Source organism: Enterobacter sp. Bisph1 (assembly GCF_000814905.1).
Lineage (GTDB): Bacteria > Pseudomonadota > Gammaproteobacteria > Enterobacterales > Enterobacteriaceae > Kosakonia.
In genome coordinates, this window is sequence record NZ_JXAG01000027.1 from 37,113 (window position 1) to 50,682 (window position 13,570).

At 54.0% G+C, this 13,570-nt stretch carries 12 protein-coding genes; 2 read left to right on the forward strand and 10 right to left on the reverse strand.

Features of this window, described 5'->3' with window-relative positions; all coding sequences use genetic code 11:
• Entirely contained in the window at positions 1-597 is a 597-nt protein-coding gene (locus RW65_RS03755) for a 5-formyltetrahydrofolate cyclo-ligase (RefSeq protein WP_039055323.1), read from the forward strand.
• 34 nt (positions 598-631) lie between these two features.
• Here RW65_RS03755 and serA read toward each other — a convergent pair whose 3' ends face one another.
• The gene (gene serA / locus RW65_RS03760; protein ID WP_039055324.1) at positions 632-1,864 is read right to left on the reverse strand and encodes a phosphoglycerate dehydrogenase; all 1,233 of its coding nucleotides are present in this window, start codon (positions 1,862-1,864) and stop codon (positions 632-634) included.
• Positions 1,865-2,131: 267 nt separating this feature from the next.
• On the reverse strand, positions 2,132-2,791 hold the full coding sequence (rpiA, locus tag RW65_RS03765; protein ID WP_039055325.1) for a ribose-5-phosphate isomerase RpiA: 660 nt from the start codon (positions 2,789-2,791) through the stop codon (positions 2,132-2,134).
• Positions 2,792-2,955: 164 nt separating this feature from the next.
• Here rpiA and argP point away from each other — a divergent pair, with 164 nt between their 5' ends.
• Positions 2,956-3,849 (forward strand): DNA-binding transcriptional regulator ArgP, encoded by an 894-nt coding sequence (argP, locus tag RW65_RS03770; protein WP_039055326.1) that lies wholly within the window; start codon positions 2,956-2,958, stop codon positions 3,847-3,849.
• Positions 3,850-3,890: 41 nt separating this feature from the next.
• Here the strand turns inward: argP and RW65_RS03775 are convergent, their stop codons facing one another.
• From RW65_RS03775 to tkt, 8 genes are all read right to left on the reverse strand, one after another.
• Positions 3,891-4,694 (reverse strand): oxidative stress defense protein, encoded by an 804-nt coding sequence (locus RW65_RS03775; RefSeq protein WP_052250267.1) that lies wholly within the window; start codon positions 4,692-4,694, stop codon positions 3,891-3,893.
• Positions 4,695-4,791: 97 nt separating this feature from the next.
• The gene (gene argO, locus RW65_RS03780; protein WP_039055327.1) at positions 4,792-5,427 is read right to left on the reverse strand and encodes an arginine exporter ArgO; all 636 of its coding nucleotides are present in this window, start codon (positions 5,425-5,427) and stop codon (positions 4,792-4,794) included.
• A gap of 145 nt (positions 5,428-5,572) precedes the next feature.
• Complete coding sequence (gene mscS / locus RW65_RS03785; RefSeq protein WP_039055328.1) at positions 5,573-6,433, reverse strand: small-conductance mechanosensitive channel MscS; 861 nt, start codon at positions 6,431-6,433, stop codon at positions 5,573-5,575.
• Between the two features lie 189 nt (positions 6,434-6,622).
• Positions 6,623-7,702 carry a class II fructose-bisphosphate aldolase gene (gene fbaA, locus RW65_RS03790; protein ID WP_039055330.1) on the reverse strand — a complete coding sequence of 360 codons (1,080 nt, stop codon included), beginning with the start codon at positions 7,700-7,702 and terminating at the stop codon, positions 6,623-6,625.
• A 141-nt stretch (positions 7,703-7,843) separates the two neighbouring features.
• Positions 7,844-9,007 (reverse strand): phosphoglycerate kinase, encoded by a 1,164-nt coding sequence (gene pgk, locus RW65_RS03795; protein ID WP_039055331.1) that lies wholly within the window; start codon positions 9,005-9,007, stop codon positions 7,844-7,846.
• A gap of 48 nt (positions 9,008-9,055) precedes the next feature.
• A complete protein-coding gene (gene epd / locus RW65_RS03800) occupies positions 9,056-10,075 on the reverse strand; it encodes an erythrose-4-phosphate dehydrogenase (RefSeq protein ID WP_039055332.1) in 1,020 nt (339 codons plus the stop codon).
• A gap of 344 nt (positions 10,076-10,419) precedes the next feature.
• A complete protein-coding gene (locus RW65_RS03805; RefSeq protein ID WP_039055333.1) occupies positions 10,420-11,169 on the reverse strand; it encodes a phage antirepressor KilAC domain-containing protein in 750 nt (249 codons plus the stop codon).
• A 302-nt stretch (positions 11,170-11,471) separates the two neighbouring features.
• Positions 11,472-13,463, reverse strand: a complete 1,992-nt coding sequence (gene tkt, locus RW65_RS03810; protein ID WP_039055334.1) for a transketolase — start codon at positions 13,461-13,463, stop codon at positions 11,472-11,474.
• Positions 13,464-13,570: the final 107 nt, after the last annotated feature.

The following is a 13,570-nucleotide window of genomic DNA, read 5'->3' on the forward strand; positions in this document are numbered from 1 at the left end:
ATGACGCAACTTTCTGATTTCCCTTCGTCAAGACAGCAAATCCGCAAAACCATTCGCCAGCATCGGCGTGAACTTACCCTTGAGCAACAAACCCATTTCGCCCAACAGGCCTCTGCCCGCATGATGGCATATCCGCCCGTGGTAATGGCACATACCGTCGCGCTGTTTCTCTCTTTCGATGGTGAGCTCGATACCCGCCCACTGATCGATCAACTCTGGCGCAGCGGTAAACGGGTTTATCTGCCGGTATTGCACCCCTTCAGCCCAGGTAATTTGCTTTTTTTGCATTATCACCCCAACAGCGAACTGGTAATAAACCGGCTGAAAATTCAGGAACCTAAACTGGATGTGCGTGATGTGCTGCCCCTTAGCCAGCTTGATGTGCTGATTACGCCGCTGGTAGCCTTTGATAAACAAGGGCAACGCTTAGGCATGGGCGGAGGTTTTTACGATCGTACGCTGCAAAACTGGCACGATTTTGACCTGCAACCGGTGGGCTACGCGCACGATTGTCAATGTGTGGAGACATTACCGGTGGAAGAGTGGGATGTGCCGCTACCTGCGGTAGTCACGCCATCAAAATTGTGGCTGTGGTAATTCCCCTCCCTTGCGGGAGAGGAAATTACAGCATTTAGAACAGCAGACGCGAGCGAATAGTACCCGGGATCGCTTTCATGCTTTGCAACGCTTTCTGCGCGACATCTTCATCCGCTTCAATATCAATCACCACATAGCCCATGTACGGCGTGGTTTGCAGATACTGCGCCGCAATGTTGATATTCTGGCTGGCAAAAATCTGGTTGAGTGCCGTCAGCACGCCGGGACGGTTTTCATGAATGTGCAGCAAACGACGCCCACCGTGCAGCGGTAAAGAGACTTCCGGGAAGTTGACCGCCGACAGCGTCGAGCCGTTGTCAGAGTACTTAACCAGCTTACCAGCCACTTCGAGGCCAATATTCTCCTGCGCTTCCTGCGTGGAGCCGCCAATGTGCGGCGTCAGCAGTACGTTATCGAATTCGCACAGCGGAGAGTCAAAGGGATCGCTGTTGGTGGCCGGTTCCGTCGGGAAAACGTCAATGGCGGCACCGGCAAGGTGTTTGCGTTTCAGCGCATCGCACAGCGCCGGAATATCCACCACCGTACCGCGAGCGGCGTTAATCAGCAGCGCGCCCGGTTTCATCAGCGCCAGCTCTTCCGGACCGATCATATCTTTGGTAGAGGCATTTTCCGGCACATGCAGGCTCACCACATCGCTCATATTGAGTAAGTCGGAGAGATGTTGTACTTGGGTCGCATTTCCCAGCGGCAGCTTGTTCTCAATGTCATAGAAAAAGACATGCATCCCCAGCGATTCCGCAAGGATCCCAAGCTGCGTGCCAATGTGGCCATAGCCGATAATACCGAGCTTTTTACCGCGCGCTTCATAGGAGCCAACGGCCAGCTTATTCCAGATCCCGCGGTGGGCTTTGGCGTTTGCTTCCGGGATACCGCGCATCAGCAGTATCAGTTCGCCAATCACCAGCTCCGCCACCGAACGCGTATTGGAGAACGGCGCGTTAAAGACCGGAATACCGCGCTTCGCCGCCGCATCCAGGTTAACCTGGTTGGTGCCGATGCAGAAACAACCGATAGCCACCAGTTTTTCCGCCGCAGCGATAACATCCTCAGTCAGTTGGGTACGGGATCGCAGGCCAATAAAGTGAGCGTCACGGATCGACTCTTTCAGCTGCTCGCTATCCAGCGCGCCTTTGTGAAACTCGATGTTGGTATATCCCGCTGCGCGAAGGCTATCCAGTGCTTTCTGGTGCACCCCTTCGACGAGCAGAAATTTAATTTTGTCTTTCTCCAGTGATACCTTTGCCATTTACCCGACCCTGTTTTGTCTTGACTGTTATGTTGTGCAAACTGTGCTTCGCGTTAGTCAACATATCAAAAAAAACTATCGCGGCAATATGAACGTTTGCGCGGCGTATCTGAAGAAAAGTCATCCTGAGGGAAATGGTAGCGGAATATGCTAAGAAAAATGTCACTGGCGACAGGGAAGCGATAAGCAAGGGCAGAAACGTGACAGAAATCACCGAATTTACCCATTGCACTTTTTTTACAGGGCGGCCTGCGTCGCCCTGTCAGATCATTTTACGATGGTTTTCACGCCGTCGGCGGTACCAATCAATGCGACATCGGCACCACGGTTGGCAAATAACCCTACGGTAACGACGCCCGGCAGGGCGTTGATGCTGTTTTCCAGCGCAATCGGGTCGAGGATCTCAAGCCCGTACACGTCCAGAATCACGTTGCCGTTATCGGTCACGACGTTCTGGCGATACTCAGGACGTCCGCCGAGCTTCACCAGCTCACGGGCAACGGCGCTGCGGGCCATCGGGATCACTTCCACCGGGAGCGGGAATTTTCCGAGAATATCCACCTGCTTGGAAGCATCGGCGATACAGATAAACTTATCCGCCACCGAGGCGATAACCTTTTCTCGCGTTAGCGCCGCGCCGCCGCCTTTGATCATCTGCATCTGGCCGTTGATTTCATCTGCACCATCGACATAGATACCCAGGCGGTCCACTTGGTTAAGATCGAACACGGTGATACCAAGGCTTTTCAGTTTCTCGGTAGAGGCATCCGAGCTGGAAACCGCGCCTTCAATCTGGTTTTTCATGGTGCCCAGCGCATCAATAAAATGTGCGGCGGTAGAGCCGGTACCAACACCCACAATGGTGCCGGGTTCAACATACTTGAGCGCCGCCCAGCCCACTGCTTTTTTGAGTTCATCCTGCGTCATGATCGTTTGCCTGTGGTGTGAAATTTCAGGCGCATTATAGACCAGCGTTACCCTAAATGTCCCTGTGACCAGTGTCACATTACGCGACAGCCAATTTCGTCTGTACCGAATAAAAATTTATGTCATAGTGCTGGATATTATTTTGCCAGGAGAGTGCCCGAGCGATGAAACGTCCGGACTACAGAACATTACAGGCGCTTGATGCGGTCATTCGTGAGCGCGGTTTTGAACGTGCCGCACAAAAGCTGTGTATTACCCAGTCCGCCGTATCCCAGCGTATTAAGCAACTGGAAAATATGTTTGGTCAGCCGCTGCTGGTGCGTACCGTACCGCCGCGTCCCACCGAGCAAGGACAAAAGTTGCTGGCGCTGCTGCGTCAGGTTGAGCTACTCGAAGAGGAGTGGCTGGGAGATGAACAGATCGGTTCTACGCCGCTGCTGCTTTCGCTGGCGGTCAACGCCGACAGTCTGGCGACCTGGCTGCTTCCAGCGCTCGCACCGGTGCTGGCTGATTCGCCAATACGCCTGAACTTGCAGGTGGAAGATGAAACCCGCACCCAGGAGCGTCTGCGCCGTGGGGAAGTGGTTGGCGCGGTGAGTATTCAACCCCAGGCGCTGCCCAGTTGCCTGGTCGATCAGCTTGGTGCGCTGGATTATCTGTTTGTCGGTTCGAAAGCCTTCGCCGAGCGCTACTTTCCGAATGGCGTCACCCGTCAGGCATTGCTGAAAGCGCCCGCCGTGGCGTTTGACCACCTCGACGATATGCATCAGGCTTTTTTACAACAGTATTTCGATCTGCCGCCGGGCAGCGTGCCTTGTCATATTGTTAACTCATCGGAAGCGTTTGTGCAGCTGGCGCGTCAGGGAACGACCTGCTGTATGATCCCGCATCTGCAAATCGAAAAAGAGCTCAACAGCGGTGACCTGATCGATCTGACGCCGGGCCTGTTACAGCGACGAATGCTCTACTGGCACCGTTTTGCGCCGGAAAGCCGGATGATGCGCAACGTAACGGACGCCCTGCTGGAATATGGACATCGGGTATTACGTCAGGATTGAGAGAACGCCCTCTTCCCGCACGGGAGAGAGGGCGATAAGGCTTACTTAGCCGGTTCCGCTGGCTGCGGTTGACCCTGTGCAGGTTCCGCTTTCTGCGGCTGGCTTTGCGCGGGATCTGTTTTCTGCGTCTGGCTCTGAGTAGGTTCCATCTGGAACACCACATCTACCTGATCATCAAACTGAATTGTCGGTTGCTCGTAGGTTTCCTGTGCGGAAGCTGCCTCAGGCGCATCGGCTTTCATCATGCGTACCATCGGGCTCGGCTGATAGTTGGAAACATGATAGCGCACGCTGTAGATCGGGCCGAGTTTGGCATTAAAGCCCGCCGCCAGCTGCTGTGCCTGGTGCGTCGCGTTATCAATCGCCGCTTTACGCGCTTTATCTTTAAACGCGTCAGCTTGCGCAACGCCCAGCGAGACGGAACGGATTTCGTTCAGCCCGGCTTTTAACGCCCCATCAAGCAGCGAATTCAGCTTATCCAGCTCGCGCAGGGTCACTTCTACGGTGCGCACCGCACGGTAGCCTTTCAGAATGCTTTTACCATTCTGATAGTCATAATCGGGCTGGGTGCGCAGGTTCGCAGAGTTAATATCCTTGCGGGCAATGCCGTTTTGCTCGAGGAAGCTCAGGTATTGCGCAACGCGCTCATCGGCCTGTTTTTTGGCAGAGGCAGCGTCTTTAGCGGCGACATTCACCTCAATCGCCAGCGTGGCGATGTCCGGGGTCGCATCCACACTTGCCGTACCTGTGGTAACAATATGCGGACCATCCGGCAGTTCACTTGCCTGTACGGCCATCGCGCTAAAACCTACCGCTGCCGCCAGGGCCATCACTTTAAATTTCACGGTTGCTCCTCCATGGTGCTTTCATTACGCCCGGCTATACGGGACGCCTGCCAGCAAGCTTAGCGGCTCATAGCAACTTGTCCATCGGAGACTTACCTTAAATAACTAACGCCTGCATATGATTTACCCCTTCACGCGCCAGCTGCAAGGCGATAAACCACATCACCAAACCAACCAGCGCATTAATGACCCGCTGGGCTTTCGCCGTGCGCAAACGGGGAGCAAGCCATGCGGCAAGTAACGCCAGCGTGAAAAACCATACAAAGGAAGCACTCACCGTACCCAGCGCGAACCAGCGCTTTGGCTCGCTAGCCAGTTGGCCGCCGAGGCTGCCCAGCACCACAAAAGTATCGAGATAAACATGGGGATTGAGCCAGGTAACCGCCAACAGCGTGGCGATAATGCGCCCACGGCCCTGGCGCAGCGCGTCAGTCTCAGCCACATCAAGATTGCGGCTAAAGGCGGTTTTCAGCGCGCCAAAGCCGTACCACAGCAGAAAAGCGACGCCGCCCCATGTCACCAGCGCCAGCAGCCAGGGCGACTGCATCAACAGTGCGCTACCGCCGAACACGCCAGCACAAATCAGGATAACGTCGCTGAGAGTACAGAGCAGCGCGGTCATCAGGTGGTATTGGCGACGAATACCCTGATTCATCACGAACGCATTTTGCGGTCCGAGAGGAAGAATTAAGGCGGCACCAAGCATAAGGCCTTGAAAGTAATAAGATAGCACGTCGTTATTCCATCAATATAATTACAAAAATGGACTATAGCGCGGGATTATTATTAGATGAAATGGAAAAAACTAATCGTTAATTAGAGTAGCTAATAGCCACCTCGTTGCGAGGTGGCTTTTAGAAACCGAAGCATGGTATGGCTTACCGATCGGCAGGCTCTTTCACCCGTTTGAAGTTGACGTCCATTTGCGGGAACGGGAAGCTAATACCGTTCTCATCAAATCGGCGTTTAATCAGCTCCAGCACATCCCAGTACACATTCTGCAGATCGCTGCTTTTACTCCAGACGCGCACGACAAAATTGATCGACGACGGCCCTAACTCATGCAGACGCACCGTCAGTTCACGATCTTTAATAATGCGTTCATCCGCCTCGATAATCTCCGTCAGAATGCGTTTTACCAGGTCGATATCGGAATCGTACGCCACGCCAATCAGGAACTCGTTGCGGCGCACCGGTTCGCGGGAGAAGTTAACGATATTGCCGGCGATGATTTTGCCGTTCGGGATAACTACAATGCGTCCATCCACGGTGCGCAGAGTGGTGGAGAAAATCTGCACCTGCAGCACCGTACCTGCGACGCCGCCCAAATCAACGTATTCACCAGAGCGGAACGGACGAAACGTTACCAGCAGTACGCCTGCCGCGAGGTTCGAGAGCGAGCCCTGCAGCGCCAGACCGATGGCCAGACCGGCGGCACCGAGAACGGCGATCACCGAGGCGGTTTGCACACCCACGCGCCCCAACGCCGCAATCAGGGTAAAGGCGATAATAGCGTAGCGCACCAGCGCCGAGAGAAAGTCTGCGACGGTAGCGTCAATATGTCGCGCCAGCATCAGGCGATTAACGCCATTCGAGACAACCCGCGCCACAATCATCCCGATAATAATAATGGCGATGGCTGCCACGATATTAACGGCATAGCTCAACAGCAGCGCCTCGTTGTTCACCAGCCACGAGCCTGCATTATTGATGCTGTCGACAACGTTAAGATCTTCCATTCATGCTTCCTTATGTTGTTGCAAAACGGGGAAACGTCCCCCATTCCAGCAGGGAGAGATCCCTAAGGGTAAACAAAAAGCCGTCATTAAGCCAAATTGTTCACCGGTTCCGTTAGTAGACAGCCTTTTGAAAAGGCAATAAAAAAGGCCCGCATTTTGCGGGCCTTTTCAGACAAAAGCATAAAAAAATTACAGAACGTCGACCGCGTTCAGCTCTTTAAATGCCTGCTCCAGACGAGTCACCATGCTGGTCTGCGCGGCGCGCAGCCAGACACGCGGATCGTAGTATTTTTTGTTCGGCTGATCGGCGCCTTTCGGGTTACCCAGCTGGCCCTGCAGATAGCCTTCGTTTTCCTGATAGTACTTCAGGATACCTTCCCAGGTTGCCCATTGGGTGTCGGTATCGATGTTCATTTTGATTACGCCGTAGCTGACGGAATCTTTGATTTCCTGCGCGGTAGAACCGGAACCGCCGTGGAAGACGAAGTTCAGGCTGTTGTGCGGCAGGTTATGTTTTTTGCAAACATATTCCTGAGAATCGCGCAGAATAGTCGGGGTCAGCTTCACGTTGCCCGGTTTGTACACGCCGTGCACGTTACCGAAAGAGGCGGCAATGGTGAAACGCGGGCTGATTTTGCTCAGCTCGGTGTAAGCGTAATCAACGTCTTCCGGCTGGGTGTAGAGAGCGGATGCGTCCATATGGCTGTTGTCGACGCCATCTTCTTCACCACCGGTGCAGCCCAGTTCGATTTCCAGGGTCATGCCTATTTTGGCCATACGCGCCAGATATTTAGAGCTGATGGCGATGTTCTCTTCCAGAGACTCTTCAGACAGGTCGATCATGTGAGAAGAGAACAGCGGTTTACCGGTAGCGGCGAAATGTTTTTCACCAGCGTCCAGCAGGCCATCGATCCACGGCAGCAGTTTTTTCGCGCAGTGGTCGGTATGCAGAATAACCGGCACGCCGTAATGTTCTGCCATCTGGTGTACGTGATGGGCACCAGAGATTGCGCCAAGGATTGCCGCGCCCTGAGGAACGTCGGTTTTCACGCCTTTACCCGCGATGAATGCTGCGCCGCCGTTAGAGAACTGAACGATAACAGGCGCTTTAACTTTCGCTGCAGCTTCCAGAACGGCGTTGATGGAATCAGTACCCACGCAGTTAACCGCTGGCAGAGCGAAGTTGTTTTCTTTAGCTACCTGGAACACTTTCTGAACGTCATCACCAGTGATCACGCCAGGTTTTACGAAATCAAAAATTTTAGACATGTTACGTAGTCCTGTATCTTCGGCCGTTTATGCTCATCCTGATTCGCCTTGCCGGTGCGTTGAGCCTGGGCAACGCGAATTATTCAGAGCAACAATAAAATCGTTTTGAAAAACAGGCGGGATTTTCCCGCCTGAACAAACTTACTTCTTCGCGCGCTCTTCGAGCATAGCGACTGCCGGCAGTACTTTGCCTTCCACGAATTCGAGGAACGCGCCGCCGCCAGTGGAGATGTAAGAGATCTTGTCGGAGATACCAAACAGGTCAATCGCCGCCAGAGTGTCACCGCCGCCTGCGATGGAGAACGCGTCGCTGTCTGCAATCGCGTTAGCCACAATTTCGGTACCTTTACGGAAGTTCGGGAATTCGAACACGCCAACCGGACCGTTCCACAGAATAGTTTTGGCGTTTTTCAGGATTTCAGCCAGTTTTTGTGCAGACGCGTCGCCCAGATCCAGAATTTGCTCATCATCTTTGATGTCAGAGACGGATTTCAAGGTTGCCGGTGCAGTTTCGGAGAATTCGGTCGCAACGCGAACGTCCGTCGGGACCGGAATATCACAGGTGCTCAGCAGGCGTTTGGCTTCATCAACCAGATCCGCTTCGTACAGAGATTTACCCACGTTATGGCCCTGGGCCGCAACGAAGGTATTCGCGATACCGCCGCCAACGATCAGCTGGTCAGCAATTTTGGACAGAGAGTCCAGAACGGTCAGTTTGGTAGAAACTTTAGAACCACCAACGATAGCCACCATCGGGCGAGCCGGCTCTTTCAGTGCTTTACCCAGCGCGTCCAGCTCTTCAGCCAGCAGCGGACCTGCGCAAGCAACATCGGCAAATTTACCAATACCGTGGGTAGAAGCCTGAGCGCGGTGTGCGGTACCGAAGGCATCCATAACAAACACGTCGCACAGCGCAGCGTATTTTTTAGACAGCGCTTCGTCGTCTTTCTTCTCGCCTTTGTTAAAGCGGACGTTTTCCAGAACCACCAGTTCACCCGCAGCAACTTCTACGCCGTCGAGGTAATCTTTTACCAGGCGAACCGGGTTGGAAAGCTTGTCTTTCAGATAGTTAACAACCGGCAGCAGAGAGAATTCTTCATTGTACTCGCCTTCGGTCGGACGACCCAGGTGGGAAGTCACCATCACTTTCGCACCCTGCTTCAGCGCCAGTTCGATGGTCGGCAGAGAAGCACGAATACGCGCGTCGCTGGTCACTTTGCCATCTTTAACCGGCACGTTCAGATCAGCACGGATGAAAACGCGTTTACCAGCCAGATCCAGATCGGTCATCTTAATTACAGACATGGTGAATCCTCTCAATGATTCTTAAAGTTTTGCGAGCGCAGTTGCGCTCTACCTGAAACCAATAGCCGCCATTGCTAACGTCGTGTCGAGCATCCGGTTAGCAAAGCCCCATTCGTTATCGCACCAGACCAGGGTTTTAATCAGGTGCGCACCGCTGACCCGCGTCTGCGTGCCATCAACAATGGCGCTGTGCGGATCGTGGTTAAAATCGATAGAAACCAACGGTAATTCCGTATAGTCAACTATACCATGAAATGTCCCATGCGCTGCTTTTTGCAGCAACGTATTGACTTCAATAGCTTTTACCGGTTTTTTTACCGTGACACTCAGATCGATAGCGGTGACATTAATCGTCGGTACGCGTACCGCTATCGCTTCAAACCGGTCCTTGAACTGCGGGAAAATACGTGTGATGCCCGCCGCCAGTTTGGTATCCACCGGAATAATAGACTGGCTGGCCGCGCGTGTGCGCCGCAAATCGGGATGGTAGGCGTCGATCACTTGCTGGTCGTGCATCGCTGAGTGAATAGTCGTTACCGTTCCCGACTCAATGCCATAAGCATCGTCGAGCAGTTTTATCACCGGAATAATACAATTTGTTGTACAGGAGGCGTTAGAGACCAGCAGATCGTCGCTACGCAGCGCATTTTGGTTTACGCCGTAAACAACGGTGGCATCAAGATCGGCGCTGCCAGGGTGGGAAAAGAGCACTTTTTTCGCCCCCGCCGCCAGATGCGCTTCGCCATCTTCGCGGTTGCCGTACACGCCTGTGCAATCAAGCACCACATCCACGCCCAGTTCCCGCCATGGCAGGCCGGCTATCTCGCGCTGATGCAGAATCCGAATCGTATCGTCGCCGACCCTCAGCTGTTCTGGCTCCTGGCGAACATCCCATGCGAAACGACCGTGGCTGGTATCATATTTCAACAAATGCGCCATGCCTGCGGCATCCGCCAGTTCGTTGATTGCCACCACGGTGATTTCCGCCCGACGCCCGGATTCATATAAAGCCCGAACCACGTTGCGCCCGATGCGACCGAAACCATTAATCGATATGCGTACGGTCATAACTCTCCTGCAAGGCCAGCCGTCCTGAAGTGGATGACAGAGTAATCCAGCCACCACCGAAGGGGAATCTTCGCTTGCCTTAACAACGTCTGTTTGGTTATTTGTCGAACATTTAATCGACTGAAACGCTTCAGCTAGAATAAGCGAAACATGGAATAAAAGGAATGCATGTCCAGACGGTTTGGCTATTAATCTGATCTGAATCACATTTCCATTGGAATAATAACTGCGGCGAGAGGGTTCTTACGTGAGGTGAAAAAGTGAATAACGGGGAACAAACGCAACGAAGCATCCCTGCTGGCCCGGAGAGGGTTAATTCCGGCAAAATCCTGTGGAGAAGGTAATTAAAACCAGCTATTTTCCGGCACCGACGGTTCGGTATGGTCGGGGCGCGGCATCGCAATCGGCAGTGTAGCAAGCTGTTTCGCCCACAGATCGGCTACCCATTTCACGCCTTTCGCAGTAAAACGCGCTTGAGACCAGCTACGTTGGTTTTCACCGACTCCGCCATGAACGGTAAAGTAGCCCGCATCAATATGGTACTGCTGCGGCATCAGCGTACCGTCGACGCGCTGCATAATATTGCGCTCCAGCAAAAAGCTGCGAAACAGGGACTCTTTCACGCGCAGCATCTTACACAGCTGACGAAAGCCAAGGGACTCTTCAACCCTGACATAGCGGTCAAAAAACTCCGCCTTTGGCACGGAGACGGCAAGCATCGCTTCCGCACGCTGGCGTTTCTCGTACTCTTCAGCCCACGCGCGTGCCGCCGCCGCAGGGTTAGTAAAATCGGGCAGGCCGATCTGCTTCTCTTTCTCCTGCCAGCGATCGAGCATTTCTGCAGTAAAGCCCGGGGAGAGGCGCGCAACCGTCAGCACCGAGTCACGTTTATTAAGCAAAAACTCCAGGCGCGTCTCACCTTCTCGCTCGTACATGTGCTCGTTCACCGGCTGGGAGAGACGCTGTGCGGTTTCCAGGCTTTTCACCATCCGCTTCACTTCGCCATGCGTCACGCCCGTTAATTTTGCGATTTCCCGGCTGCTGATTGTCGCCAGAACATGCTGCGCACTGATATTTTCACCAGGGATTACCATAGGTTCACTCCTTACTCACATCACCTCGGATAATTTGTAGAATTATTATACAACACACTGTATGAATATCCAGTATATTTTTTACACGTAAATCAACGAGGTATTAGCAGCGCGATGAACGGGGCGATAAAACGGCAGGAACAAAGCCAGAAAGGAGAAAGAAAGCATCGTAAATAAAAGAAGGCGCCGTGCTTATCGAGCCTGCGAATTGAATAAATTCGTAGCGTTGATAAGCAACGGCGCCAGCAGAAATAAGCGGGTTGTGGATGCCCGGCAAGCGTTGCGCCGCCGGGCAAAACCGATTACAGCAGCGCTTTCGCTTTGGCGATAACGTTGTCGACGGTGAAACCAAACTCTTCGAACAGCAGTTCCGCCGGTGCGGATTCTCCGAAGGTGGTCATGCCGATAATGGCACCATTCAGACCAACGTATTTGTACCAGAAATCAGCAATACCGGCTTCAATCGCCACGCGCGCGGTAACGGCTTTCGGCAGTACAGACTCACGGTAAGCCGCATCCTGTTTATCGAACGCGTCGGTAGACGGCATGGAAACCACGCGCGCTTTCACGCCTTCGGCAGAGAGTTTTTCCCACGCCGATACCGCCAGTTCCACTTCTGAACCGGTCGCGATCAGGATCAGCTGCGGCTGACCGGCGCAATCTTTCAGCACGTAGCCACCGCGAGCGATGTCCGCCAGCTGCTGCGCGGTACGTTCCTGCTGCGCCAGGTTCTGGCGAGAGAGGATCAGCGCCGTCGGGCCGTCTTTACGCTCAACGCCATATTTCCACGCCACGGCGGATTCCACCTGGTCACACGGACGCCAGGTGCTGACGTTCGGCGTCAGACGCAGAGAAGCCACCTGCTCTACCGGCTGGTGCGTCGGGCCATCTTCACCCAGGCCAATGGAGTCGTGAGTGTAAACCAGTACCTGACGCTGTTTCATCAGCGCGGCCATACGCACCGCGTTACGAGCATATTCGACAAACATCAGGAAAGTGGAGGTATACGGCAGGAAACCGCCGTGCAGGGTGATGCCGTTAGCAATCGCGGTCATACCGAACTCGCGAACGCCGTAGTGAATGTAGTTACCGGCAGTATCTTCATTAATTGCTTTCGAACCCGACCACAGCGTCAAGTTAGAAGGTGCCAGGTCAGCGGAGCCACCGAGGAACTCAGGCAGCAGCGGGCCGAAGGCCTCAATGGCATTCTGCGACGCTTTGCGGCTGGCGATTTTAGCAGGATTTGCCTGCAGTTTTTCAACAAACGCCTGCGCTTTTGCATCGAAATCAGACGGCAGATCGCCGCTCATACGGCGGGTAAATTCAGCCGCTTCCTGCGGGAAAGCTTTGGCGTAGGCGGCGAACTTCTCGTTCCACGCGCTTTCTTTGGCGAGGCCGACTTCTTTCGCATCCCACTGGGCGTAAATTTCAGACGGGATTTCAAATGCCGGGTATTTCCAGCCCAGCGCTTCGCGGGTCAGCGCGATTTCCGCATCGCCCAGCGGCGCGCCGTGGGAATCGTGCGTACCGGCTTTGTTCGGTGAACCGAAACCGATAATGGTTTTGCACAGCAGCAGAGACGGTTTGTCCGTTACGCTGCGCGCTTCTTCAACGGCGCGTTTGATGGAATCTGCATCATGACCGTCAACGCCGCGCACTACGTGCCAGCCGTAAGCTTCAAAGCGTTTGGCGGTATCGTCAGTGAACCAGCCTTCGACGTGCCCATCAATGGAGATGCCGTTATCGTCATAGAAAGCGACCAGTTTACCCAGCTTCAGGGTACCGGCGAGGGAGCAGGCTTCGTGAGAAATGCCTTCCATCATGCAGCCGTCACCCATAAAGGCGTAGGTGAAGTGATCTACGATGTCGTGACCCGGGCGGTTAAACTGCGCAGCAAGCGTTTTCTCTGCAATCGCCATACCCACGGCGTTAGCAATGCCCTGGCCCAGCGGGCCGGTAGTGGTTTCAACACCGGCGGTGTAACCCACTTCCGGGTGCCCCGGGGTTTTTGAGTGCAGCTGACGGAAGTTCTGCAGTTCGGTGATCGGCAGATCGTAGCCGGTGAGGTGCAGCAGGCTATAGATAAGCATGGAGCCGTGGCCATTTGACAGCACAAAGCGGTCGCGGTCAGCCCAGGCCGGATTTGTCGGGTTATGGTTCAGAAAATCACGCCACAAGACTTCGGCGATATCGGCCATCCCCATCGGGGCTCCCGGGTGACCGGATTTGGCTTTCTGTACCGCGTCCATGCTCAGCGCACGAATAGCATTAGCAAGCTCTTTACGTGAGGACATTTTGACTCCAGATCGGACTGTTAGGGCTGTACCCGTAACGACTTGACGACAGCGCGTTTTGGGCTACGCCGGAAAAAAGTGCCAACAATGTAACCCAAGCGGCAAGT

Coding starts and splice junctions, on each gene's coding strand:
- RW65_RS03755 (WP_039055323.1), top strand. CDS start 1: ATGACGCAACTTTCTGATTTCCCTTCGTCAAGACAGCAAATCCGCAAA.
- serA (WP_039055324.1), bottom strand. CDS start 1,864: ATGGCAAAGGTATCACTGGAGAAAGACAAAATTAAATTTCTGCTCGTC.
- rpiA (WP_039055325.1), bottom strand. CDS start 2,791: ATGACGCAGGATGAACTCAAAAAAGCAGTGGGCTGGGCGGCGCTCAAG.
- argP (WP_039055326.1), top strand. CDS start 2,956: ATGAAACGTCCGGACTACAGAACATTACAGGCGCTTGATGCGGTCATT.
- mscS (WP_039055328.1), bottom strand. CDS start 6,433: ATGGAAGATCTTAACGTTGTCGACAGCATCAATAATGCAGGCTCGTGG.
- fbaA (WP_039055330.1), bottom strand. CDS start 7,702: ATGTCTAAAATTTTTGATTTCGTAAAACCTGGCGTGATCACTGGTGAT.
- pgk (WP_039055331.1), bottom strand. CDS start 9,007: ATGTCTGTAATTAAGATGACCGATCTGGATCTGGCTGGTAAACGCGTT.
- epd (WP_039055332.1), bottom strand. CDS start 10,075: ATGACCGTACGCATATCGATTAATGGTTTCGGTCGCATCGGGCGCAAC.
- RW65_RS03805 (WP_039055333.1), bottom strand. CDS start 11,169: ATGGTAATCCCTGGTGAAAATATCAGTGCGCAGCATGTTCTGGCGACA.
- tkt (WP_039055334.1), bottom strand. CDS start 13,463: ATGTCCTCACGTAAAGAGCTTGCTAATGCTATTCGTGCGCTGAGCATG.